The organism is Ascidiimonas meishanensis, assembly GCF_037782385.1.
Taxonomy (GTDB): Bacteria; Bacteroidota; Bacteroidia; order Flavobacteriales; family Flavobacteriaceae; genus Ascidiimonas; species Ascidiimonas meishanensis.
Window position 1 is genome coordinate 449,694 of the sequence record NZ_JBBEXD010000001.1, and the last position, 25,543, is coordinate 475,236.

23 protein-coding genes are annotated in these 25,543 nt (G+C 35.1%); 10 read left to right on the forward strand and 13 right to left on the reverse strand.

What is annotated here, in order from left to right:
• Positions 1-81: 81 nt before the first annotated feature.
• The gene (locus WBG07_RS01850; RefSeq protein WP_340198780.1) at positions 82-1,197 is read right to left on the reverse strand and encodes an isochorismate synthase; all 1,116 of its coding nucleotides are present in this window, start codon (positions 1,195-1,197) and stop codon (positions 82-84) included.
• Positions 1,194-1,619 (reverse strand): PaaI family thioesterase, encoded by a 426-nt coding sequence (locus WBG07_RS01855; RefSeq protein WP_340198781.1) that lies wholly within the window; start codon positions 1,617-1,619, stop codon positions 1,194-1,196. Before WBG07_RS01855 ends, WBG07_RS01850 begins: the two co-directional genes overlap by 4 nt.
• A gap of 111 nt (positions 1,620-1,730) precedes the next feature.
• On the opposite strand from WBG07_RS01855, the gene WBG07_RS01860 reads away from it, so the two are divergent.
• Together WBG07_RS01860 and WBG07_RS01865 are read left to right on the forward strand one after the other, a co-directional pair.
• Complete coding sequence (locus WBG07_RS01860) at positions 1,731-2,396, forward strand: alpha/beta hydrolase (RefSeq protein WP_340198782.1); 666 nt, start codon at positions 1,731-1,733, stop codon at positions 2,394-2,396.
• A 164-nt stretch (positions 2,397-2,560) separates the two neighbouring features.
• The gene (locus tag WBG07_RS01865) at positions 2,561-2,662 is read left to right on the forward strand and encodes a class I lanthipeptide (RefSeq protein ID WP_340198783.1); all 102 of its coding nucleotides are present in this window, start codon (positions 2,561-2,563) and stop codon (positions 2,660-2,662) included.
• Positions 2,663-3,007: 345 nt separating this feature from the next.
• Here WBG07_RS01865 and dnaK read toward each other — a convergent pair whose 3' ends face one another.
• Positions 3,008-4,924, reverse strand: a complete 1,917-nt coding sequence (gene dnaK, locus WBG07_RS01870) for a molecular chaperone DnaK (RefSeq protein ID WP_340198784.1) — start codon at positions 4,922-4,924, stop codon at positions 3,008-3,010.
• 277 nt (positions 4,925-5,201) lie between these two features.
• Positions 5,202-5,660, reverse strand: coding sequence for a nuclear transport factor 2 family protein (locus WBG07_RS01875; RefSeq protein WP_340198785.1), 459 nt, complete (start codon positions 5,658-5,660; stop codon positions 5,202-5,204).
• 60 nt (positions 5,661-5,720) lie between these two features.
• Here WBG07_RS01875 and panB point away from each other — a divergent pair, with 60 nt between their 5' ends.
• Positions 5,721-6,539, forward strand: a complete 819-nt coding sequence (gene panB, locus WBG07_RS01880) for a 3-methyl-2-oxobutanoate hydroxymethyltransferase (protein ID WP_340198786.1) — start codon at positions 5,721-5,723, stop codon at positions 6,537-6,539.
• Positions 6,540-6,557: 18 nt separating this feature from the next.
• Complete coding sequence (locus WBG07_RS01885; RefSeq protein WP_340198787.1) at positions 6,558-7,256, forward strand: RluA family pseudouridine synthase; 699 nt, start codon at positions 6,558-6,560, stop codon at positions 7,254-7,256.
• A 2-nt stretch (positions 7,257-7,258) separates the two neighbouring features.
• Here the strand turns inward: WBG07_RS01885 and WBG07_RS01890 are convergent, their stop codons facing one another.
• Together WBG07_RS01890 and WBG07_RS01895 are read right to left on the reverse strand one after the other, a co-directional pair.
• Positions 7,259-8,119, reverse strand: a complete 861-nt coding sequence (locus WBG07_RS01890) for a DMT family transporter (protein ID WP_340198788.1) — start codon at positions 8,117-8,119, stop codon at positions 7,259-7,261.
• Positions 8,120-9,664 carry a hypothetical protein gene (locus WBG07_RS01895; protein WP_340198789.1) on the reverse strand — a complete coding sequence of 515 codons (1,545 nt, stop codon included), beginning with the start codon at positions 9,662-9,664 and terminating at the stop codon, positions 8,120-8,122.
• Between the two features lie 150 nt (positions 9,665-9,814).
• On the opposite strand from WBG07_RS01895, the gene WBG07_RS01900 reads away from it, so the two are divergent.
• Genes WBG07_RS01900 through leuB form a run of 4 tightly spaced genes read left to right on the forward strand, consistent with a single transcriptional unit; the run spans position 9,815 to position 14,108 of the window.
• A complete protein-coding gene (locus WBG07_RS01900) occupies positions 9,815-10,987 on the forward strand; it encodes a 2-isopropylmalate synthase (protein ID WP_340198790.1) in 1,173 nt (390 codons plus the stop codon).
• Between the two features lie 2 nt (positions 10,988-10,989).
• Positions 10,990-12,372 (forward strand): 3-isopropylmalate dehydratase large subunit, encoded by a 1,383-nt coding sequence (gene leuC, locus WBG07_RS01905; RefSeq protein ID WP_340198791.1) that lies wholly within the window; start codon positions 10,990-10,992, stop codon positions 12,370-12,372.
• Position 12,373: 1 nt separating this feature from the next.
• Positions 12,374-12,964, forward strand: a complete 591-nt coding sequence (gene leuD, locus WBG07_RS01910; RefSeq protein ID WP_340198792.1) for a 3-isopropylmalate dehydratase small subunit — start codon at positions 12,374-12,376, stop codon at positions 12,962-12,964.
• Positions 12,965-12,989: 25 nt separating this feature from the next.
• Positions 12,990-14,108, forward strand: a complete 1,119-nt coding sequence (gene leuB, locus WBG07_RS01915; protein WP_340198793.1) for a 3-isopropylmalate dehydrogenase — start codon at positions 12,990-12,992, stop codon at positions 14,106-14,108.
• A gap of 282 nt (positions 14,109-14,390) precedes the next feature.
• Here the strand turns inward: leuB and WBG07_RS01920 are convergent, their stop codons facing one another.
• From WBG07_RS01920 to ilvD, 6 genes are read right to left on the reverse strand one after another with little or no spacing between them, the layout of a single operon-like run.
• A complete protein-coding gene (locus WBG07_RS01920) occupies positions 14,391-15,983 on the reverse strand; it encodes an NADP-dependent glyceraldehyde-3-phosphate dehydrogenase (RefSeq protein WP_340198794.1) in 1,593 nt (530 codons plus the stop codon).
• 15 nt (positions 15,984-15,998) lie between these two features.
• Positions 15,999-17,261, reverse strand: coding sequence for a threonine ammonia-lyase (gene ilvA / locus WBG07_RS01925; protein ID WP_340198795.1), 1,263 nt, complete (start codon positions 17,259-17,261; stop codon positions 15,999-16,001).
• Entirely contained in the window at positions 17,262-18,731 is a 1,470-nt protein-coding gene (ilvC, locus tag WBG07_RS01930; protein WP_340198796.1) for a ketol-acid reductoisomerase, read from the reverse strand.
• A gap of 30 nt (positions 18,732-18,761) precedes the next feature.
• Positions 18,762-19,295, reverse strand: a complete 534-nt coding sequence (gene ilvN / locus WBG07_RS01935; protein WP_340198797.1) for an acetolactate synthase small subunit — start codon at positions 19,293-19,295, stop codon at positions 18,762-18,764.
• Between the two features lie 4 nt (positions 19,296-19,299).
• Entirely contained in the window at positions 19,300-21,033 is a 1,734-nt protein-coding gene (ilvB, locus tag WBG07_RS01940) for a biosynthetic-type acetolactate synthase large subunit (protein WP_340198798.1), read from the reverse strand.
• Between the two features lie 13 nt (positions 21,034-21,046).
• Entirely contained in the window at positions 21,047-22,723 is a 1,677-nt protein-coding gene (gene ilvD, locus WBG07_RS01945) for a dihydroxy-acid dehydratase (RefSeq protein WP_340198799.1), read from the reverse strand.
• A 584-nt stretch (positions 22,724-23,307) separates the two neighbouring features.
• Here ilvD and WBG07_RS01950 point away from each other — a divergent pair.
• Both WBG07_RS01950 and WBG07_RS01955 read left to right on the forward strand, forming a co-directional pair.
• The gene (locus WBG07_RS01950; protein WP_340198800.1) at positions 23,308-24,039 is read left to right on the forward strand and encodes a nitroreductase family protein; all 732 of its coding nucleotides are present in this window, start codon (positions 23,308-23,310) and stop codon (positions 24,037-24,039) included.
• A gap of 312 nt (positions 24,040-24,351) precedes the next feature.
• A complete protein-coding gene (locus WBG07_RS01955; protein ID WP_340198801.1) occupies positions 24,352-24,861 on the forward strand; it encodes a GTP cyclohydrolase in 510 nt (169 codons plus the stop codon).
• A gap of 290 nt (positions 24,862-25,151) precedes the next feature.
• Here WBG07_RS01955 and WBG07_RS01960 read toward each other — a convergent pair whose 3' ends face one another.
• Positions 25,152-25,541 carry a DUF4280 domain-containing protein gene (locus WBG07_RS01960; protein WP_340198802.1) on the reverse strand — a complete coding sequence of 130 codons (390 nt, stop codon included), beginning with the start codon at positions 25,539-25,541 and terminating at the stop codon, positions 25,152-25,154.
• Between the last annotated feature and the right edge of the window lie 2 nt (positions 25,542-25,543).

Genomic DNA, 25,543 nt, shown 5'->3' on the forward strand with positions numbered 1-25,543 from the left:
AAGCACGTATTATCTATGTACATTGGCAACACCTACTTTATACTACTTATTCTTTTCTTAGCGCTGTAAAGATATAAACTTTCAATGTTTTCTGAAACCTTCTTTAGGTATGTTTAACAATACTTTCTTCATAGTTTTAGATTTATTAACGGTTTCCTCCCATTCATCCCTAGGGTTACTATCTGCCGTAATTCCACCACCCACATAAATTGAAGCTTTTGTCTTTTCCAGTTTCATACACCTAAGGTTTACAAATAGCTCTGTAAGTGCCGTACTTGATGGTTTAGATTTAACATTTATTATACCTAAAAAACCGGTATAGAATTCACGCTTATAATCTTCATTAGCAAGAATAAAATCTTTTGCCTTATCTCTTGGAGTTCCGCATACGGCTGGTGTAGGATGTAAAGACTGTAGGAGCTTAATAAGGTTTTCTTCTTTTACGCTTCCTGTTATTTCAGTTTTTAAATGTTCTAAAATACCTGCCTTAATCGTTTTTGGTCCTTCTATTTCCAGACTTTCAGTATACAATCTAAGTGTATTGACAATAGTATCGGTTACTATTGCCTGTTCATCAAGTTCTTTTTTACCCCACCTTTTAGGTGTTGCAGAAATAAACTTTCTTGTGCCTGCCAAAGATACAGTCTTATATTTTTTACCATTAAATGAAAGTAATGTTTCTGGAGTAGCTCCTGTCCAACAACCTGTTGCCGGGTGATACCAAAGATAGCAGAAAGCCGAAGGGTACAATTGTTCTAAGATCTGAAAAGTTTCAATAAAAGAGGCTTGAAACGGAATCACTTCTTTTCTAGAAAGCACCACTTTTAAAAGTGCTTTTGACTGTATTTCCAAAATTGATTTCTCAACCAGATTTTTAAAATTCGCTGCAGCTAATGGATCCAAAGCTTCATAATTATCTTCTGCATGAATAAATACATGATTGGAAGCTTTTGCTAATTTTACACTTAAGAAATCTGCTTTTTCTGTTGGTATGATGTATGCCGAATCATTGCTATTAAAGGGTGCCATTATAAAACCTGATGAAACCGAATGTTCATAAGGATACGTTTTATTATCCTGTTGAAAAAAAGCATTCAAAAAAGAATCATTAACCTTTCTATAGATCACAAAAGGTTTTTCTTCATTTAAACTTATTTGAGCTCTCTTATAGATTTCACTTTTATTCAAATTACTCATTTTTTGGGCAGTGAGATCGTAGTTAATTTACAAACAGATACAAGTTCATCTTGTTCATTGGTGATTTTGATGTCCCATAACTGTGTAGTTCTGCCCTTGTGTAAAACGGTAGCTTTTGCAAATACAAATCCTTCTTTGACACTTTTTATATGGTTCGCAGCTATCTCTATACCTCTAATAAAAAAATTATTAGTGTCTAAAAATAAATGAGAAGCTGCACTGCCAACACTTTCTGCGAGAGCAACCATGGCTCCACCATGTAAAACTCCGTCGGGTTGATAAACTTTAGTATTTACTGGCATACTTGCTACCAAAAAATCTTGGCCTGCATCAATATATTTTATATCAAGCGTTTCCATAAGTGTATTTTTAGAAATTTTATTACAACTTTCTAGCAATACTTTTTTTTCTGTAGGCGTCATTGAATTGTTTTATTATGTAAATACTCGCAAAGTTTATCCAGAACCTTTCGCAACGCTAATTGTATTTTACTAAATTAGCTTGCAAAATTACAAAACCACACTTCAATATATATGACTTCAACTGAAAAAGATATTGAGTATAAGACGTGTAATAGTTATTCTACTTTAAATACGTTTACAGAAAAAACAAAAAATGTATGGTTTGTAAACCATGGTTTAGGTTATTTAAGTAGATCTTTTATAAAATATTTTTCTATTCTTAATGCCGATGAAAATTATATTATTGCTCCACAAGCACCATCTAAGTATTATTTAGGGAATGAATTTAAAAATGTAGGTGCTTGCTGGCTAACTAAGGATAATACAGAACAAGACATTGAGAATATTTTAAATTATTTAGATGCGGTTTATCTGGCAGAGGCAATTCCTAAAAATGTTAATTTTATTACTTTAGGATACTCTCAAGGAGTTTCAGTTACTGCAAGGTGGGTTGCCAGAAGAAAAATAGAATGTGAACAAATGATCCTGTATGCAGGGGGTATTCCTAATGAGTTGAATCCTGAAGATTTTACATTTTTTGACAAAAAGAATACCAAAGTACATTGTGTTTACGGAGATATAGATCCTTACATCAATAAACAACGATTAGGGTTTGAAATACAACGCATTGAGGAATTGTTTGGTCATCATGCTCAAATCCAGCATTTTAAAGGAGGGCATGAATTTAAAAACACATTCTTGTCTCGATGGATATCATATTTAGATTTAAAAAAATAGCTCCGTTTTTTCTTCATAAAAAGAAAGTTTATTCTTATTTTAATATGTTTAGAGCAATGCCCCCCGTTAAGTGGAGGGCTTTTTATTTTAGGATGAATTATCATGATTCAGTCTTAAATGAAAATATCACCCATTTGGAAAAACTTACTATTAAAATTTAATACATGAAAAACAAGAAAAAACAGCTAGGGAAATTAACATTAAAAAAATCTACCATTGCGGGCTTAGATTCCAATTTTCTTACAGGTGGAACGGGAACAAGCTGATATGGTTGCCAATCTTATCTAGTAGAACCCTGCTTTACCGAGTTTGCTACAGATTGTCAAGATTGTAATACTGGAGGCACTGGTGGGGCTACAAATGGTTGTCCTCCTAATACTAGAAATGGATGTTTAGGTAATTCGGATTCTATTTGTCCTCCCGGGGAACAATGTTATTAAGAAAAAAGAATTTATTAAAAAACGTGGTTAGCATTCTAAAAGTAGAACTAACGATGATACTCGTGTGTTATTAATATTAACAATGAATGTACAAATGCTCGCTAACTTGGGTTAGAAACTAAAAAACGCGGACTTTTACGTCCGCGTTTAACTTACTTTATAAATTTTAGTTTACTTTACTTCTTCAAAATCTACGTCCTGTACATCATCCCCCTCTTTAGCTTCTGCATCTGGGGTATCTGTTCCGGTGCTTCCATCAGGTGCTGCCTCTTGTTTTGCGCCTTCCGCCTGAGCTTTATACATTTCTTCAGAAGCTCCTTTCCAAACTTCATTAATCTTATCTAAAGCAGGTTGAACAACAGCTATATCTTTTGTTTCATACGCCTTTTTCAATTCTTCTAAAGCTGATTCGATAGCGGTCTTATTTCCTTCTGATAACTTATCACCAAATTCACTTAGTTGTTTTTCAGTCTGGAAAATCATTCCATCTGCTTCATTCAATTTATCAACACGCTCTTTTGCAGCTTTATCAGCATCGGCATTTGCTTCAGCTTCTCTACGCATTTTTTCAATTTCTTCTTGGGTTAAGCCAGAAGAAGCTTCTATTCTAATGTCTTGAGATTTACCCGTAGCCTTATCTGCTGCTGTAACTTTAATTATTCCGTTTGCATCAATATCAAAAGTTACTTCTACCTGAGGCGTTCCTCTTGGTGCAGGCGGAATCCCATCTAAGTGAAATCTTCCTATGGTTTTATTATCTGCCGCCATAGGTCTTTCTCCTTGCAATACATGTATTTCTACAGAAGGTTGATTATCTGCTGCAGTTGAAAATACCTGAGATTTTTTAGTAGGGATCGTTGTATTCGCATCAATCAACTTTGTAAGCACACCTCCCATAGTTTCAATACCTAATGAAAGTGGTGTAACATCTAAAAGCAATACATCTTTCACATCTCCAGTAAGTACACCTCCTTGAATAGCAGCACCAACCGCTACTACTTCATCTGGATTTACTCCTTTAGATGGTTTTTTACCAAAAAACTTCTCAACAGCTTCCTGAACAGCAGGAATTCTTGTAGAACCACCTACCAAAATTATTTCATCTATATCACTTGCTGATAAATTAGCATTTTTAAGTGCATTTGAACAAGGTGCAATCGTTCTTTTTACTAAATCGTCTATTAATTGTTCAAATTTTGACCTAGATAATGATCTTACCAAATGCTTAGGACCCGTATCGGTAGCCGTAATATATGGTAAATTAATTTCTGTTTGTGATGAAGAAGACAATTCAATTTTAGCTTTTTCAGCAGCTTCTTTCAATCTTTGAAGCGCCATAGCATCTTTTCTAAGATCAATATTTTCTTCTTTCTTGAATTCATCAGCCAACCAATTAATGATTTTCTGATCTACATCATCACCACCTAAATGCGTATCTCCATCTGTAGATAGTACTTCAAAAACACCGTCTCCTAATTCAAGAATAGAAACATCGTGAGTACCTCCTCCAAAGTCAAATACAACAATTTTTTGATCGGTGTCTTTTTTATCTAAACCATACGCTAATGCTGCAGCTGTAGGCTCATTAATAATACGTTGAACCTTTAATCCTGCAATCTCTCCGGCTTCTTTAGTTGCCTGACGTTGTGAATCGTTAAAATATGCAGGTACTGTAATAACTGCTTCAGTTATATCCTGTCCGAGATAATCCTCAGCAGTTTTCTTCATTTTTTGAAGAATCATTGCTGATAATTCCTGAGGTGTATACAAGCGCCCATCAATATCAACACGCGGTGTGTCATTATCACCCTTTTTCACATTATAAGGTACTCTTTCTGCTTCTTTCTGAGACTCAGAATACTTATTCCCCATAAAACGTTTTATAGAATAAATAGTTTTGTGAGGGTTTGTAACCGCCTGACGTTTTGCAGGATCTCCTACCTTAATTTCACCATCTTCCACAAAAGCAATAACCGAAGGTGTGGTTCTTTTGCCTTCTGCATTAGGAATTACCACAGGTTCATTACCTTCCATAACGGAAACACATGAATTGGTAGTTCCTAAGTCAATTCCAATAATCTTACCCATATTTATGTTTTTGTTGAGTTGAAAATTCTTTTTAAATCATAATGGATAAGTCAAGTATTGTGCCATGGTATTAAAATATGACAAGCTGTCATAGTCAGTGAAACACTTGGTTCTTAAAACACTACTATTCCATGTTATATTTGGTATTGATATTGGATTTAAAATACATCACAACCTTAAAAGCAAGCCTGCCTGTCTTTTTTAACAAAGAAGGTTCCAGAAAACAGCTATTTAAATCAACACTGGATAAATACGTGCCAACTATATTCGCCTTAAACTACTTACAACCTTTTACATATCTGGTATCTAAGATTGATATAATGCGCCATCCAGAATTAGTGTTCATTAAATGAAATGAATTCACTCCACAATGGCTGAACTTTCCACCAAACCAAAACTCATAGGGGGTCCATACATGTGCCATTAATCCATCAGAATCAATAGTAAAGGATAAAAGCTTTTCTTCAAAATCTACTTCCGAAGGAATACCAGCAATATTTTGAAAAAACATACTGGAAGAGGTTGTCTTTAATGACGCACTCCCCATAGTATCTTTTCGGATTGTTTGAAGGGTAAAATTTTCCCCCAATGTTCTTTTAATAACTACCGAATCTCTTGCATGGAATCCTTTAAAAAAATCTTCTATGGTTTGTTTAATAATCTTGCTAGAGGTCTCTTGGGCTACCGAATGAAAAGATAGAAGTATCACAAGTACAAATGTAACTTTGAATTTCATAGATCGTAAATTGATTTGCAATGGTAATTTACTACTTTTACATCAAATTCTTTTAAGATTATGTCTGTTGCAAAAAAACAATACAAACGAATCACTGTAAAATCTCTTACCGAGATGAAACGTCTAGGTGAAAAAATTTCAATGCTCACAGCCTATGATTATTCTATGGCCAAGATAGTAGATGGGGCCGGAGTAGATGTTATTCTTGTAGGTGATTCAGCAAGTAATGTAATGGCTGGACATGAAACCACCCTTCCTATTACCTTAGATCAAATGATTTATCATGCTTCTTCGGTAATAAGAGCAATAGAAAGAGCCTTAGTAGTAGTAGACATTCCGTTTGGAAGTTATCAGTCTGACCCTAAAGAAGCATTGAGATCTGCCATAAGAATTATGAAAGAAAGTGGTGCTCACTCTGTAAAACTAGAAGGAGGAAAGGAAATAAAAGAGTCTGTAAAACGTATTTTAAATGCCGGCATTCCTGTCATGGGGCACTTAGGTTTAACTCCTCAATCTATATATAAATTTGGAACATATACGGTACGTGCCAAGGAAAAAGAGGAAGCAGATAAACTTATAGAAGATGCTTTAATGCTAGAAAAAATGGGGTGTTTTGCCATTGTATTAGAAAAGATTCCAGCTGCTCTTACCAAAAAGGTATCAGAAAAACTTACCATTCCAACCATTGGTATTGGTGCAGGTAACCAAGCAGATGGTCAAGTACTCGTAATTCATGATCTATTGGGTATTACTCATGAATTTAATCCTCGCTTTTTAAGAAGGTATATGAATCTTTATGAAGAAATGAGCCAAGCAATTACTCAATATGTGGATGATGTAAAAACGCTAGACTTTCCCAATGAAGAAGAGCAGTACTAAGTAGTGATCATCAAAAAAATGTCTGGAATTCATTCAAACAAATCAAATCTTCAAGTACTTTACGAAGACAATCATATCATTGCCATCAATAAAAGATGTGGTGATATTGTGCAAGGAGATCAAACGGGAGATAAACCCTTAAGTGAGATTGTTAAAGAGTATCTTAAAGATAAATATGCCAAACCAGGCAATGTATATTTAGGTGTCGTGCATAGACTTGACAGACCCACATCAGGAATTATAATTTTTGCAAGAACTTCTAAGGCTTTGTCCAGAATGAATTCTTTATTTAAAGAACGAAAAACGCAAAAAACATATTGGGCAATCGTAAAAAATGCTCCCCCAAAAACAAATGACCAACTTACCCATTGGTTAAGGAGAAATCCTAAAAAGAATATGTCTACGGCTTTTGAGAATGAAACTACCAATACTAAAAAAGCCATTCTTGAGTATGAAGTCATTGCGCAATCAGACCGCTATTTTTTATTGAGTGTTCATCTTTACACTGGTAGACACCATCAAATTAGAGCTCAATTAGCAAAAATTGGATGCCCTATTAAAGGAGATTTGAAATATGGTTTTGACAGAAGTAATCCTAATGCAGGTATTGATTTGCATGCCAGAAGTTTATCTTTTATACATCCAGTACAACATAAAACTGTAGAAATAATTGCTCCTCCTCCTAATTCCTCTTTATGGTCTTACTTTATGAATTAAATTCACTTATAAGATCTAACCCCTTCCAATACCACAGAAGTGAGAATAAGGATGCCTCCTATTATAGTTGATGGAGTGGGATATTCCCTTAAAAAAACGAATCCTAAAATGATTCCATATAAAGGTTGAAGACTTCCCATAATACTAGCTGTACTTACCGAAAAATAACGAAAACTCATTACGTAGAGACTGTGACCTACAGCGGTGGTAAGCAATGCCAAAATGGCCAAGGCAGGTAATTGATCTGCAATTCCATCTAGTGGAAACAAAAACAATGTTGGAATTAGCATTAAAACAATAATTAATAGTTGATACCACATGAGTGCTGTTGCCTGATATTTCCCTATCTGTTTTTTTACTAAAATATTGCGCAGTGCGTAAAAGAATGCCGAGATTACTCCTAGAAAGACTGCCAGCGTATATCTATTGTCAAAACTGAATTCTGGAACCAAGAAAAAAATTCCTACCACCACTAAAATTGCTAAGAAAAGCTGATTTTTTTGAAATGTTGTCTTCAACAAAATAGGTTCCAAGAAAATGGTGATTACGGGATATGTGAAAATTGATAGCATCCCTATAGCAACATTTGAAAATTTTAGAGCATAGAAATACGTTATCCAATGTACACCCATAAAAATGCCACTAAAAAATATTGTTTTTGTATCTTTTCCCAGTCGCTGGAAGAGATTTATTTTTGTGAAATAACAATAGAAGAACAGAAAAAATAAAGCCAACAATGCCCTACAAAAAATAGTTAAAGGAGGCGGTAGGGCTATATACCTCCCTAAGACCCCTGAAGTACTTATGAAAAGCATTGAAAGATTTAACAATACCAAATGCCGGACATAGGGTGAGACCTGCATTTAACGAATAAGTTTTTGTGATTTTTCTTTTATGATATCACCAATGGGTCTATTCTCTATTTTACTTTCCAACCAAGAAATAATATCTAAATATAAAAAAGCTCTTTTCTCGTATGGATGTTCTTCATATACTAGCAGACGCGCATGTAATTGTTTAAATGCATCTTTTAATTCATGAGGATAGATGTCTCCAAGGTTTCTTAGAAAACGTATCATTTCATGCTGAACCGCCTGTAAATCATTCATTTTCAATAAAAACTTATAGGTACTTTTTAATTGTACCTCTAAATGATAATCCATTCCCGCCTCGTAATGTGCAACGAGACTTAGTACTCTTGAAAAACACATTAAATCTTCTCTCATTGTAAGATTCTTATTTTCAATGATTCGTTTAAGGTATTTTATACATGTTCTATTATCGCCCTCACCAAAATATAAACACGCTATTTTATAGTAAAAAACCATTACATGATGTTCATCAATGCGGTCTTTGTGCTTTTTTAACCCATGAAGAATCTCATCTACAAGGGTTAACCCCTTTTTAAAATCTCCTTCTAGAAATAAAAGGTTTAACTTATTAAGATGTATATAAAGGAAGGCTAATGAAATAACATTATCATTTTTAGGAAATCTGTTGTCTGTAATTGTTTTTTCCAATTTGCTAAGAACTATCTTCATTTGCGTTTTATACTTGATGAAGAACAAGGATTCTAACAAATAATGATTTCCTTTCAAATAGAATACAGGATTAAGGTAGATCATTTGTGGATGCTCATAAAAAAGGGCAATCCATTTACTTGAAAATTTAAAACAACTAAGAAAATCTTGGGTAAGAAAACTATACCAAAGATAGACATTGTATAACCAGAATTTTTCCCTAAATCCCATTTTTTCCATACTTACTTCAGGTAGTCGGGAATAGAAGAATTCTTTAATTTCTTTTAACTCCTGATCATTTCTCACATAACCAGTTTTTAACATTATACCATATAATTGTAAGGATAAGTTTGAAAGATTACTTGTAATTAAATTAAGTGAGCTAAACTCCTCTGCCTGTCTAGATAGTTCATCTGCTCTACCTGCAATGCTTCTTGTAATGTATTGTGTTTCAATTAATTTTTCCAGTTCAACAATTTCATAAGCGGCTGTTTTCTCTTCATTGTCAATAGCTAATCCCTTGGCCTTATCTAATATTTTGAGGCTTTGTTTATACAAACCTTTATGGTATAAAATAGTAGCAAAATCCATTTGCTCCCTTATTTGAATACGCATATTCTGATGTACTGGATTTAAACGTAAACTAACCAAAATTTGTTTGTAGAGGTGTGCTTTAAGGTTAGACAACTGTTGTTTTTTGACGATACCATTCTTCAAAATCACTTCTTCAGAATAATCATCCATTTTATCCATTTGATTAAATAAAGCTAAGAATTTTGCGTCAGTATTCACTCCCAGTCTACCTACATACAGCTTAAACTGTCTTTTTTCAGATTTAGAAAGTGATTTAACTAAAATGAATAATGGATCTTTTGTTGTATTTGTCATTGTAAAAAAATATATTTAAAAGACTGATTGTCAGAATCTTAAACTCTAAAAAAAATGATTAAACGTTGTAACTACTATCAAATAGCGGCATGCATATCACGCTACAAAATATAAATTCGTAAAGTTATAAAGAAATTTATCGATTAAGTTATGAAAAAAGATAAGGTTCAAATCTTTGATACAACATTAAGAGATGGCGAGCAAGTACCGGGGTGTAAACTAAATACGGAACAGAAATTGATTATTGCACAGCGACTCGATGAATTGGGTGTTGATGTCATCGAAGCAGGATTTCCGATCTCATCTCCTGGTGATTTTCATTCTGTCAATGAAATTTCTAAGATTGTAAAGAACGCAACTGTATGTGGGCTTACAAGAGCTGTGAAGAAAGATATTGAAGTAGCTGCGGAAGCACTTCGCTTTGCTAGAAAACCAAGAATTCACACCGGAATTGGAACTTCTGATTCTCATATAAAGTATAAATTTAACAGCACAAGAGAAGAAATTCTTGAAAGAGCTGTGGAAGCTGTTGCGTATGCTAAAACATTTGTTGATGATGTGGAGTTCTATGCAGAAGATGCAGGAAGAACGGATAACGTTTTTTTAGCTGAAATTTGTAGTGCAGTTATCGCTGCTGGGGCTACCGTTTTAAATATACCCGATACAACTGGCTATTGTCTTCCAGAAGAATACGGTGCCAAAATGAAATACCTTACCGAAAATGTAATTGGTATTGAAAAGGCTATTTTGTCATGCCATTGTCATAATGATCTTGGACTTGCCACCGCTAACTCAATTGCAGGTGTTGTAAATGGAGCAAGGCAAATAGAATGTACTATTAATGGTATAGGTGAAAGAGCTGGTAATACTTCATTAGAAGAGGTTGTAATGATTTTAAAGCAGCACCCAAACTTAAATCTTGATACTGGTATTATTTCAAATCTATTGTATGACACGAGTCAAATGGTCTCCAACAGTATGTGTATGCCTGTACAGCCTAATAAAGCTATTGTAGGTGCTAATGCTTTTGCACATAGTTCTGGAATTCACCAAGATGGCGTAATTAAAAATCGTGAAACCTATGAAATTATAGATCCCGCAGATGTTGGTGTTACAGAATCAGCTATCGTTCTAACCGCTAGAAGTGGTCGTGCAGCACTTGCATACAGAGCTAAAAATGTAGGGTATGACCTGACGAAACTCCAATTGGATGTAGTTTATGATCAATTTTTAAAATTTGCAGACCGTAAAAAACAAATTGAAGATCGTGATATTCATGATATCATTGCCGCTTCTGATATTTCTAAAATAAGTGTTGCTTAACTATGAAAAAAACTCTTTTTGATAAAGTATGGGATGCTCATGTGGTAGACACTGTTGAAAATGGTCCTCAAATTTTGTATATTGACAAACACTTAATTCATGAAGTAACTAGCCCACAAGCTTTTGATGAATTGGAAATGCGGAAAATCTCGGTTTTTCGACCTGATCAAATAGTGGCGACGGCAGATCATAATGTTCCTACCAAGGATCAGCATTTACCCATCAAAGATCTGCTTTCAAGAAAACAGGTGCAACAACTTACTGAAAATTGTGAAAAACACGGTATTACACTCTATGGATTAGGACATCAATACCAAGGCATTGTTCACGTAATTGCGCCTGAACTAGGCATTACACAACCTGGAATGACTATGGTATGCGGAGATAGTCACACTTCTACTCATGGGGCTTTTGGTACCATTGCTTTTGGTATTGGAACTAGTCAAGTAGCCCAAGTATTTGCAAGCCAATGTCTTCTATTGAGTAAACCTAAAAAAATGCGCGTAAATGTAAATGGAAAGCTCGCTAAAGGTGTCCTCCCAAAAGATGTGATTCTTTACATTATTGCCAAATTAGGCACTAATTCTGGAACTGGCTATTTTGTGGAATATGCAGGAGATGTTTTTGAAAACATGAGTATGGAAGGGCGTATGACTGTTTGTAATATGAGTATTGAAATGGGAGCCAGAGGTGGAATGATTGCTCCAGATCAAACTACTTATGATTATATAGAGAATAAAGAATTTGCTCCAAAAGATGTAGCTTTTGAAAATAAAAAGGCTTATTGGAGTACCCTAAAGACTGATGAAGGAGCTATTTTTGATAAAGAGCATACTTTTAAGGCAGAAGACATCTACCCAATGGTTACGTATGGAACTAATCCTGGTATGGGAATTAAAATAAATGAACCTATCCCTTCTTTGAATGATGCATCTTTTGAGAAATCTCTTGAATATATGGGTTTTGAAAAAGGAGAATTGTTGCTTAATAAAACTATAAACTATGTGTTTATTGGAAGTTGCACAAATTCAAGAATTGAAGATTTCAGAGTGGTTGCCAATTATATTAAAGGGAAACAAAAAGCAGTAAATGTGAATGCTCTTATTGTACCTGGATCGCAACAAGTAGCTAAACAAATTCAAATGGAAGGACTCCATAAAGTTTTTGAATCCGCAGGTTTTGAGATTAGACAACCCGGATGCTCTGCTTGCCTTGGTATGAATGAAGATAAAATCCCAGCGGGAGAATATTGTGTTTCTACCTCTAACAGAAATTTTGAAGGGAGACAAGGACAAGGAGCAAGAACTATTCTTGCAAGTCCGCTAGTAGCAGCTGCTACTGCTGTAGAAGGAAAACTTATAGATATTAGCAAACAGCTTAATTAATATGGAAAAATTTACAAAACTTATTTCAACTGCTGTTCCAATATCTATAGAGAATATAGATACTGATCAAATAATTCCCGCCCGTTTTTTAAAAGCTACTGATAAACTTGGCTTTGGAGATAATCTTTTTAGAGACTGGCGTTTCCATAAAGATGGTTCGCAAGTTAGTGACTTTCCACTTAATAATTCGGCGTACTCAGGAAGTATTCTTATCGCTGGAGATAATTTTGGATGTGGATCCAGCAGAGAACACGCCGCTTGGGCACTTGCGGGCTACGGATTTAAAGTAGTAATTTCAAGTTACTTTGCGGATATTTTTAAAGGAAATGCATTAAACAATGGAATCCTTCCAATTCAGGTTTCCCCTGAATTTCTTAAGACGTCTTTAATTACGGTTACAAAATCTCCTTCTACAGAATTGGTTATTGATTTAGAAAATCAAACAATTTCTATTCATAACTCTACTTCTACCGAAAGTTTTGATATTGATCCTTTTAAGAAGATATGCCTGATTAACGGGTATGATGACATTGATTACTTAGTAAATAGTAAAGATAAAATACAAGCTTACGAAGCTCAAAACAGAGATTAAACATGAAAAAGCTAACTACTTTATAATGAAATTTACAATTGCCGTATTATCAGGAGATGGAATAGGTCCAGAGGTAACCGCACAGGCTGTCAAAGTTTTGAATGCAATCGGAGAAAATTTCGGGCATTCTTTTGAATATAAGCCTGCGCTGGTGGGTGCCATCGCTATAGAAAAAACTGGAAATCCGCTACCAGAAGAAACGCTTGATATTTGTGAAGCAAGCGATGCTGTTTTATTTGGAGCTATTGGAGATCCTAAATATGACAACGATCCTTCTGCTAAAGTAAGACCAGAACAAGGGTTATTGAGATTACGCAAATCTTTAGGTTTATTTACCAACATACGTCCTGTGAAGGCCTACCCTACTTTAGTTGAAAAGTCTCCTTTAAAAAAGGAAATTTTAGAAGGTACAGACTTTACGATATACAGAGAGTTAACCGGTGGAATTTATTTTGGTGAAAAAAAATTAAGCGAAGACGGAACCGTTGCGTCCGATCTTTGTGAATACTCAGAAAAAGAAATAGAACGAATAGCGCATCTCGCATTTAAAGCGGCTAGAAAACGAAGAAACAAACTCACATTGGTAGATAAAGCCAATGTATTAGAAACTTCAAGACTCTGGCGGAGAGTTGTTACTACGATTGGAAAAAGTTATGAAGACGTTGCTTTAGATTTTCTGTTTGTAGATAATGCAGCTATGCAAATGATTTTAAATCCTAGCCAGTTTGATGTGATCTTGACAGAAAATATGTTTGGAGACATCATATCAGACGAAGGTAGTGTAATTGGGGGTTCTATAGGTTTACTCGCCTCTGCCTCTGTGGGTTTAGAAAACGCCCTATTTGAACCTATTCACGGTTCTTATCCACAAGCTAAAGGAAAAGATATTGCCAATCCTATTGCCAGTATTCTTTCTGCGGCTATGCTCCTAGAACATCTTGGTCTACTGGAAGAGGCTTTACTTGTAAATAAGGCTGTAGAAAAGTCTTTAGAACACAATGTAGTTACCCCAGATATAGATGCTGAAAGTAGTTATGGAACTATTAAAGTTGGAGATTTTATTGCTAATTATATTCTCAACGCTGACGATGAATTGAGGCTCAACCAAGAGAACATCAATTTTGGTCAGTCAACCATTATTTAATTGATTGGTTTTTTAGTAGAAAGCCCGACATTGATGGTTATGTCGGGCTTTTATTTTTATATTTTTATTTGGAAGTACTTGAATAAAAAAATGCTGATAAATTTCTTTTCAAAAAATTAGGATTAAAAAGTGATTATTGAATTGGAAAGCTTCCTAGAGTAGCTTTTGCATAGTTCTGAACCAACCTTGTAATTACCAACTATTACACAATAACTAGTTATTTCTAATTTAGAATCTATAGAAAATTAAGCCCCAATAAAAATATCGGGGCCATTTATAATGCTATAAAATATAATCTGTACTAATGAAGTTTGATACTTTAGTCTTCAACAATTTCTCTAAAATATCATTATTGTATGGATTGTCTTTTGATGCCACAAAAGTTCGGATAGAGAATGACCTCAAGGCATCATGAACACTTAAAGTGGCTACCGCAGAATCTTTTCTTCCTGTAAATGGATAAACATCTGGTCCCCTCTGGCAGGAGCTATTTAAATTTACTCTACATACTAAATTTACCAACGTATCTATAAGCGGAGAAAGCGTATAAACATCTTTTCCAAACAAACTTACTTGTTGTCCGTAATTAGAGTCGGCCATATCATCTAAAGGCTCTTGAATGTTTGAAAATGGAATAATAGGAATGACGGGGCCAAATTGTTCTTCTTCATAGACACGCATATCTTTTGTTACTGGATATAACACGGCTGGATAAATAAAATTATCTGTGCGTTGACCTCCTTTTTTATTGATAATCTTAGCTCCTTTAGCTACTGCATCATCAATAAGTTCTTGAATATAGTCTGGTTTGCCAGGCTCTGGAAGAGGTGTCAGCTTTACACCTTCATCCCATGGATTTCCAAATTTAAGTGCATCTACTCTTTTTGCGAATCGTTTATTAAACTCTTCCTGTACTTCTTCATGGACATATAAGATCTTTAACGCTGTACAACGTTGCCCATTAAAGCTAAGTGTACCAGAAATACATTCATCAATTGCCAAATCTAGATCGGCATCTGGCAAGACAATAGCTGGATTTTTAGCTTCTAATCCTAAAACGAGTCTTAGCCTATTTTTATTTGGATGTTGATCCTGCAAAGCAATTGCAGACTTGCTATTACCTATAAGAGCTAATACATCAATAAAACCTGATTGCATTATAGGTGCTGCTACTTCTCTACCTCTACCATAAATTATATTTACTACTCCTCTTGGAAAACTATTCTGAAAAGCTTCCAATAAAGGGGATAGTAATAGAACTCCATGTTTTGCAGGTTTAAAAATCACTGCATTACCCATAATAAGTGCAGGAATCAATAATGCAAATGTTTCATTTAATGGATAATTATATGGGCCAAGGCATAAAACAATACCTAAAGGACCTCTTCTTATATGTGCATATACACCATCCCTTTTGGCGAATTTTGCATTGTTACGATCTAACTGTTTGTAATCTTCAATAGTATCGTGTATATATTCTACAGTTCGGTCAAACTCTTTTTCAGAATCTGGCAATGATTTACCAATTTCCCACATGAGTAACTTTACCACTTCTTCACGTTTGGTAACCATTTGATTTACAAACTTCTCCATACACTCAATTCGGTCTGCTACCTTCATGGTAGGCCAAAGTCCTTGTCCTTGATTGTATGCATGCCTCGCTGAATCTACTGCCTCTTTTGCTTCTGCCTCTCCCATGAAGGGTATGGTTCCAAGTAAGGTTGGTTTGTACTCTTCGGTTGAAGAAATAGAAGAATAAACTTCTGTAGTCTTCCCTTTCCAGGTTTTTAACTCTCCTTTTACAAGATAAGTATCTTGGTGTAAGACATTATTAATTTCAAATTTTTCGGGTATAACTTCTTTGATTACTTGCATGAATATAAAATGTAATTAAACTAAAAACTGGAATAAATCCGGTTTATTATTAAGGTAATCACCGTAAAACTTATTAGCTTTCATACGGTTGATTAAAGGTAGTAAATCTTCGGGACTTTTTAATTCAATCCCAACAACAGCTGGACCCGTTTCACGATTGTGCTTTTTGGTATACTCAAAATGGGTGATATCATCATTAGGTCCTAAAATTTCCGCTACAAATTCACGCAGTGCACCAGCTCTTTGTGGAAATCGAATAATAAAATAATGTTTGAGCTTTGCATATAACAAGGCACGCTCTTTAATCTCGGCGGTTCTTGTAATATCATTATTGCTTCCACTCACTATACAAACTACATTTTTACGTACAAGTTTTTCCTTGTATTGGTCTAAGGCGGCAATAGCCAAAGCTCCAGCAGGCTCAACTACAATAGCTTCTTTGTTATAAAGCTCTAAGATTGTTTGACAAATTTTTCCTTCGTCAACCGTAATCATATCACTTAAATATTGTTTGCAAATCTCAAAATTGAGATCTCCAACACGTTTAACTGCAGCTCCGTCTACAAATTTTTCTATGGCTTCTAATGCAGTGTTTTCTCCTTTATGCAAAGACGTTTTCATGGAGGGTGCTCCTGTTGGTTCTACTCCAATTATTTTGGTATTTGGCGATAATTCCTTAAAAACACTACTCAATCCTGAAATAAGACCTCCACCTCCTACCGGGACAAAGACATAATCTATATCTTCTGGTGTTTGTTCTAAAATCTCCAATCCAACCGTTGCCTGGCCCTCAATTACTTTTTGATCATCAAAGGGATGCACAAAGGCTTTTCCCAGTTTCTCACATTCTGAAATGGCAGCTTTATAACAATCGTCATACGTATCCCCTTCCAAAACAATGTTAATCTGTTCACCACCAAACATTCTTACTTGATCAATCTTTTGTTGAGGGGTGGGTGATGGCATATAAATAGTACCATGTATATTCAACTTTTTACACGAAAGAGCTACTCCCTGTGCATGATTACCTGCACTAGAACACACAATTCCCTTTTGCTTTTGCGCATCTGATAAAGAACTTATCTTATTAAATGCACCCCGTATTTTATAAGATCTAACCACTTGAAGGTCTTCCCTTTTCAAAAGTATATTCGCATTGTACAGATTAGAATACGAAAAATTGTGCATTAAAGGGGTTACATGTGCTACACCTTTAAGCAATGCAGCAGCAGCTCTAATATCTGTTAATTTAGGTATGTATGCAGTAGCTACATTCATTTATACTATTTTTTTCATAGCAGTCATAGAAGCTCTTAGAGAGGCTCCAACTTTTTCTATAGGATGATTTCTTATGATTTGATTTACGGTAATTAATTCTTTATTATCTACCTTATTTCCTTGTTCAAAAGAACCACCAATCACATTGGTATCTATTTCTTTCATGAAACCTTCTAACAAAGGTTTACAAGCATGATCAAACAAATAGCAGCCATACTCTGCAGTATCTGAAATGACTCTATTCATTTCAAAAAGTTTTTTTCTTGCAATAGTATTTGCAATTAAAGGGGTCTCATGAAGTGACTCATAATATGCAGACTCTTCAATAATTCCAGCTTCGGTCATTGTTTCAAACGCCAATTCAACACCTGATTTTACAAAAGCGACCATTAAAACACCATGATCAAAATATTCTTGTTCATCAATTTCTTCATTTGAGGCTTCAGATTTTTCAAAAGCAGTTTCACCGGTAGCTTTTCGCCACGTTAACAAATTAATATCATCATTAGCCCAATCTTCCATCATAGTCTTAGAGAAATGTCCGCTCATAATATCATCCATATGCTTTTGAAACAGCGGACGCATGATTTCTTTTAATTCTTCTGATAAAGCGAATGCTTTTAATTTGCCAGGGTTGGATAAACGATCCATCATATTTGTTATCCCTCCATGTTTTAAAGCCTCTGTAATAGTCTCCCAACCATACTGAATCAGTTTGGAAGCATATGCTTTGTCGATCCCTTTCTCGACCATCTTATCAAAGCATAAAATGGATCCCGTTTGTAACAAACCACATAAAATGGTTTGTTCTCCCATAAGATCAGATTTCACCTCTGCAACAAAAGAAGAATGAAGTACTCCTGCTCTATGCCCTCCAGTTGCTACCGCATACGCCTTTGCTAGTTCTAGACCGTCACCATTTGGATCGTTTTCTGGATGTACTGCTATCAAGGTAGGTACACCAAAACCTCTTTTATACTCTTCTCTTACTTCAGAACCAGGACATTTAGGAGCTACCATTATAACCGTTATGTCTTTTCTGATCTGCATTCCTTCTTCTACAATATTAAAACCATGGGAATATGATAATACTGCACCGTTTTTCATTAATGGCATAATGGCATTCACTACGGTGGTGTGTTGCTTATCTGGAGTAAGATTGCAAACCATATCTGCTGTTGGAATTAATTCTTGGTAGTTACCTACTTTAAATCCGTTTTCTGTAGCATTTTTGAATGATGCTCTTTTCTCTGTGATAGCAGCATCTCTTAGCGCATAAGAAATATCTAAACCTGAATCACGCATATTTAGACCTTGATTAAGACCTTGTGCTCCGCATCCAACAATTACAATCTTTTTGTTTTGTAGTTTTTTTACCCCTTCATCAAATTCTGAACGATCCATGAATTCACATACTCCTAATTGTTGAAGTTTGCCTCTTAAGGAAAGGGTATTAAAATAATTTGCCATGCTACTTTTTTATTTTTACAATTAACAATTTTATAATTCTGATGCCTGAAATTCTTTGAGCATCGAAGATATTTTCATTTCTGATTTTGAAACAGATATTCTTCCAGATCGTACAAATTGCATAATTCCATAAGGCTGCAAATTGTTATACAACTCTTGAATTTCTTCTCTTCTACCTGTTTTAGCAATCACAAAGAAATCACGGGAAACCGTTACTATCATTGCGTTACTGTTTTTAATTAGATTTTGAATCTGACGTTCATCAAATAACAAATGTGATGCTATTTTAAACAAAGCAGACTCTTGGTAGATGGTTTCTTCATCTGTATGGCAGTATGCCTTAATCACATCTATTTGTTTCTCTATTTGACCTACGATTTTCTTTACCGATGAATGAGTTGTCTTAATCACAATAATAAACCGAAATACATTTTCAATTTCTGATTCAGAAACATTGAGACTTTCTATGTTAATATGTCTCTTTAAAAATATGCCTGAAATTCTGTTTAACAACCCCACATTGTTTTCAGAATATACTGATATAGTGAATGTTTGTTTTTCCATTATATTAACTTAATCTTATATCTGATACTGATGCACCCGTTGGGATCATTGGAAATACGTTATGTTCTTTTTCAACACAGACCTCTAAAAAATAAGCATCTTTAGACGCTAACATTTCTTGAACCGATGCTTCTAACTCTTCTCTTTTTGTCACTCGTTTTGCCTTAATCTGATATCCTTGTGCTATGGTTACAAAATCTGGATTCGTCATTTCAGTTGATGCATATCTTTTATCAAAAAATAATTGTTGCCATTGCCTAACCATTCCAAGAAAATCGTTATTTAAAACTACTATTTTCACTGCAGTACGTGTTTGGAAAATAGTTCCTAATTCTTGAATTGTCATTTGATAGCCACCATCACCAATCACAGCTACTACTTCTCTTTCGGGTGCTCCCATTTTGGCTCCTATAGCTGCTGGAAGTGCAAATCCCATAGTACCCAGACCTCCTGATGTGATATTACTTTTACTTTGGGTAAACTTGGCATATCTACAAGCAATCATTTGATGCTGTCCTACATCCGATACAATCACAGCGTCATTTCCAGATGCTTTATTAATTTGTTCTATCACCTCTGCCATCGTTAAGCCTTCTTTCTGAGGAAAAAGATCGTCTTTAATTACTTTCTCAAATTCAATTGTATCTTTATCTCGGAATTCCTTTAACCATTGCGTATATTCCTTTTTTTCTAACAAAGGCAATAATAACTTAAAGGTATCTTTCACATTTCCTAAAACGGCAACTTCTGTTTTTACATTTTTATCTATTTCTGCTGGATCAATCTCAAAATGAATCACCTTTGCCTGTTTAGCATAGGTTTCAAGATTTCCAGTAACCCTATCGTCAAACCTCATCCCTACCGCGATAAGCACGTCACATTCATTCGTCAATACATTTGGCCCATAATTACCGTGCATTCCTACCATACCAACATTAAGCGGGTGATCTGTAGGCATGGCCGAAAGACCTAAAATAGTCCACGCGGCAGGAATTCCTGATTTTTCTACCACCGCTTTTAACTCTTCTTCTGCGTGACCTAAAATAACTCCTTGTCCAAAAACTATCATAGGTTTTTTGGCTGCGTTTATCAATGCAGCTGCTTCTTCTATCCTTTTAGGGTCAATTTCTGGTACCGCTCTATAACTTCTAATTGCCTTGCACTTCTTATACTCAAAATCAAACTCTTGGAATTGTGCATTTTTAGTAATATCAATAAGTACAGGCCCTGGACGACCACTGCGAGCAATATAGAATGCTTTTGCAAGTATTTCTGGGATTTCTTTAGCATCCGTAATTTGATAATTCCACTTTGTTATAGGTGTTGAAATTCCTACAATATCAGTTTCCTGAAAAGCGTCAGACCCAAGTAAATGTCTTGCAACCTGACCCGTAATGCAAACCATGGGTGTAGAATCAATTTGTGCATCTGCCAGACCGGTTACTAAATTAGTAGCCCCTGGTCCAGAAGTTGCCATAGCCACTCCAACCTTACCACTAACACGTGCATATCCTTGAGCAGCATGGGTTGCCCCTTGCTCATGACGTGTTAACACGTGATGAAGCCGATCTTTATATTTATACAATTCATCATAAATAGGCATGATTGCCCCACCGGGGTAACCATAAATAAGATCAACACCCTCTTCAAGCAGACATCGAATAACGGCTTCTGCACCATTGATGGTTACTGCAGAAGAGGATGTGATTTTGGCGGTTTTTTCTCGTAAGGTTTCCATAATATAATCTTTCTTAAAATTCATCTGTTACACAACCACTGGAAGCAGATGATACTGTTTTTGCATATTTGTAAAGAACACCCTTTTTATAACGTAACTGGGGTTGTTTCCATAATTCTTTCCGTTTCTTTAATGTCTCTTCATCTACGGTAACATTTATCGTATTTTCTTCGGCGTCAATGGTAATTATATCTCCATCCTTCACCAAGGCAATTGTACCTCCATCCTGAGCTTCTGGTGAAACATGACCAACAACAAAGCCATGTGTTCCTCCAGAAAAACGTCCATCTGTAATAAGGGCAACATCCTTGCCTAGACCTGCTCCCATGATAGCGGCAGTTGGCTTAAGCATTTCAGGCATTCCAGGCCCTCCTTTTGGACCCTCGTAACGAATTACGACCACATCACCTTTTTGAACTTCTCCCTTACTTATACCTTTATTAGCGGCAAATTCTCCATCGTACACTTTGGCCTTTCCAGTAAATTGAAGTCCTTCTTTTCCTGTTATTTTTGCGACTGAACCTTCTGTGGCAAGATTTCCAAAGAGAATTCTAATATGTCCTGTTGGTTTAATTGGTTCTGCTATGGGTTTAATAATATCCTGCCCCTCTTTTAAATCAGAAACATCCAATAAATTTTCTGCTAGTGTTTTACCTGTAACAGTAAGACAATCTCCATGAAGCATATCATTAACCAACATATACTTAAGAACCGCTGGCACGCCTCCTACTTTATGCAAATCTTCCATTACATACTTGCCACTAGGTTTTAGATCTGCTAAAAACGGAGTGGTATCACTTATGCGCTTAAAATCTGCAAGGGTAAACTCAATATCTGCTGCTCTAGCTATGGCAAGAAAATGTAAAACTGCATTTGTAGAACCGCCTAATACCGTTATAAGTCTTACTGCATTTTCTAAGGATTCTTTGGTAACAATATCTGAAGGCTTAATATCTTTTTCTAAGAGTATACGCATGGCTTTACCTGCTGCCACACACTCTTCTTTTTTCTGAGCTGAGTTTGCTGGGTTAGAACCATTGTAAGGTAATGCCATACCTAAAGCTTCTATAGCAGAAGCCATTGTATTTGCGGTATACATCCCCCCACAAGCACCTGCTCCAGGACATGCCTTATGCACTACTGCTTTGAACTCTTGCTCCGTAATTGTTCCCGCAACTTTTTGTCCCCAAGCTTCAAAAGCAGAGACAACATCCAATTTTTTCCCTTCATGAAACCCAGGAGCAATAGTACCTCCATAAACAAGTATTGAGGGACGGTTTAACCGAAGCATTCCCATAAGAGCTCCTGGCATATTTTTATCACATCCCACAACAGTAACAACTCCATCATAATTCATTGCCTGTACCACCGTTTCAACAGAATCTGCAATTACATCACGAGATGGAAGCGAAAAACGCATTCCGGTAGTTCCCATTGAAATTCCATCACTAACCCCTATACTATTAAAAATTAAACCAACAACATCTGCTTCTTTAGTTCCTTTTTTAACATAGGTAGCCAAATCGTTTAAGTGCATATTACATGGGTTTCCTTCATAGCCAGTACTTGCAATACCTATTAAAGGTTTTTTAAGATCTTCATCTGTTAAGCCAATTGCATGTAACATCGCCTGTGCCGCAGGCTGCGTAGGGTCTTGAGTGACGTTCTTACTGTATTTATTTAGTTCCATTAATACGTTGTACTTTTAGTATTATATTCGAAATTATTGGTTTTAACGCCGACATAGCGCTTCATTTTAATATATTCTTTAAATTCAAGTACTCTTTTCACATGTCAAAATACTGTTTGTCAACCACTTAACTTCTTTTTATTTGTAATACTCAACTTTAATAATGTTCAAAAATTAAGGCCTTGTTTCTAATCAAATCGTGCAAATCTTAAGAGATACCAAACAAATTAATAGTTTTGATACTTTTGAAGGGATAACTGCTGTTATTTACCAATATTAAAAATCCTTATCTCTTTACGTATTTTTCAACTAGTACGAAGAGAACAAAAGAGTGAATGATACATTCTCTTTTTGAAGTGGTGTACTTAACAATACTATAAAACATATCAATTAATAAATGTTTGTCTTTTGGAGGTATTGAGTATAGCGGAATTGGTGCTTACCACGGAAAAAAATCTTTTGATACTTTTTCACATCATAAGGCAGTTGTAAAACGGGGAAATTGGCTAGATTTACCTTTGCGCTACGCTCCCTATACATCAAAAATGAAATTTGTTAATTACATTAAACACCTCCTCTAACTTATGGAAAAAACAGTTACCGAAGCAATACAATATCGAAGATCTGTAAGGGTATTTAAAACCGAAAAAGAACCGTCTAGAGATGAAGTAAAAGCATGTCTGGAAAATGCTGTTCTGGCACCTACCAGCAGTAATTTGCAACTTTGGGAATTTTATCATATTACAAATGAAGAAATCCTTAAGAAAATGACCCAAGCTTGCCTTGGGCAAAATGCAGCTGCTACTGCTCCACAAATGGTGGTGGTTGTAACAAGAAAAGACCTTTGGCGAAAACGTGCCGCATTTAATGCAACCTACTTAAAATCTAAGATGGGAAACAAACCTATTAGTGAGTATACAAAACGCGAAAAATTCGCAATTAACTATTATACAAAACTCATACCCACTATTTATACTGATTTTCTAGGTATTCTAGGATGGTTGAAGTATTTATTATTTAATATCATAGGAATTTTTAAACCGGTTTACAGACAAGTACGTTTAAGTGATATGCGTATTGTAGCTCACAAAAGTGCAGGTCTAGCTGCTCAAAACTTTATGATTAGTATGGCCGCAAAGGGTTTTGACACCTGCCCCATGGAGGGAAGTGATACATTACTCGTTAAAAAAATACTCAAACTTCCAGCCGGCTCAGAGATATGTATGGTCATAGGGTGTGGAATTAGAGATGGAGATAAGGGGATTTATACAGAACGTTATAGAGTACCTTTTGAAGATGTATACAAACATATTTAAAAGTTAGAAATACTATATTTCCTATAAAAATTGTATGTACATCTTTAATATTTGTGCTTAGGATAACTCTTTCAGTTTTGATATTGCCTCCATTGAAATCATCAAAAAAATAGTTGTATGATTTTGGGAATGCATTTTAAAATAATTGCTTTACCAATTAGCTTTCTACCAAACTTATTAATTGATTAATATTTCTACAAGTAATGAATTTCTTTTTATAGAAATTTGAGGTGGTTTTTTTTGTTACAAAAGTGAATCTCTTTAGATTCATAAAATAAATTCTATTTTAGCTTTATTAAATAAACATAATTAATGATAGTATCCCTTGCAGAAGGCACTTTGAAAACTAAATATGGTACTTTTAAAGAAGTACTATTCTATGATGGGCAGAAAGAAATTATAGTTTTGATTATGGGGTCAATTAAAAATGAGTCCGATGTGCTATGCAGAGTTCACTCTTCCTGTATTTTTGGTCATTATTTTAATAGTATAGAATGTGATTGCCAAGAACAAATGAATAGTTCTCAAAAACTAATTCAGGAGGCTGGGAAGGGTTTAATAATTTTATTAGATCAAGAAGGAAAAGGGAATGGACATTTAGCTTTGTTAAACAGTGTACAGTACAAAAGACAAGGTATTAGTCAAGCTGAAGCCTATAAATTATCAGGTTATAAAGAAGACGCAAGAGATTTTAGTCAAGCTGCAAAAGTTTTAAAATATTTAAAAGTACGCTCTATTATTATGCTAACAGATAACCCTGAAAAAACAAAAACAATGAATGATCATGGAGTAAATGTTTCTGGAACTCTTAAGACTTCGTAGTGTTACCTTTAAATTCTAATAAACTGTTTTGACCGAGATAAGACTTCCTTTGATTTGTATTAAAAATAGGAAGATTTGGGTATAACTTTTGAAATAATCAAACGCTGTCAAATTACTTTTTTTATAATAAAACAAAGAACCCTATTCTTTGAGATTGCTAATGCAAAAAAGTTCAAGCCAATATAATTTTCTGGCATAGAACTCTTGTTGAATTAGAGGGTATTAATGAAACCTTCTTTTTTAGAAGAAATTCCTAAAAGGTACATACCTATGGTTATCAAAAACTCACATTAAGAAACTTGACATTGCTGTTGACCGGGTTGAGAGATCGTAATAACCCCTCCCCACATACAATTTAGCGTACAAGTGTTGTTAAGTGTTGGAATACTCCCTACCATTACGGTGGGTGAACCAGGAACCCAAGGTGCTACGGTTGCAGGAATACAAGGCATTGGTGTGAGTACTCCTAAAGCGGCAGTGGTGGCAGATGCCACAGTTGGGTTAGCCAATGAAGAACAAACACCAAAAGGTGGAATATTGATAACAGGAGCATGATCCATAATAGTTGCGGCTGGCATATTACTGGTTAACACCCTATTTACTGGTAATACTATTAAAGAGGCGGGTGCAGCACCAAAACTGCAACTTATCATAGCCCCCATGCATACTTGTAAAGGCATAA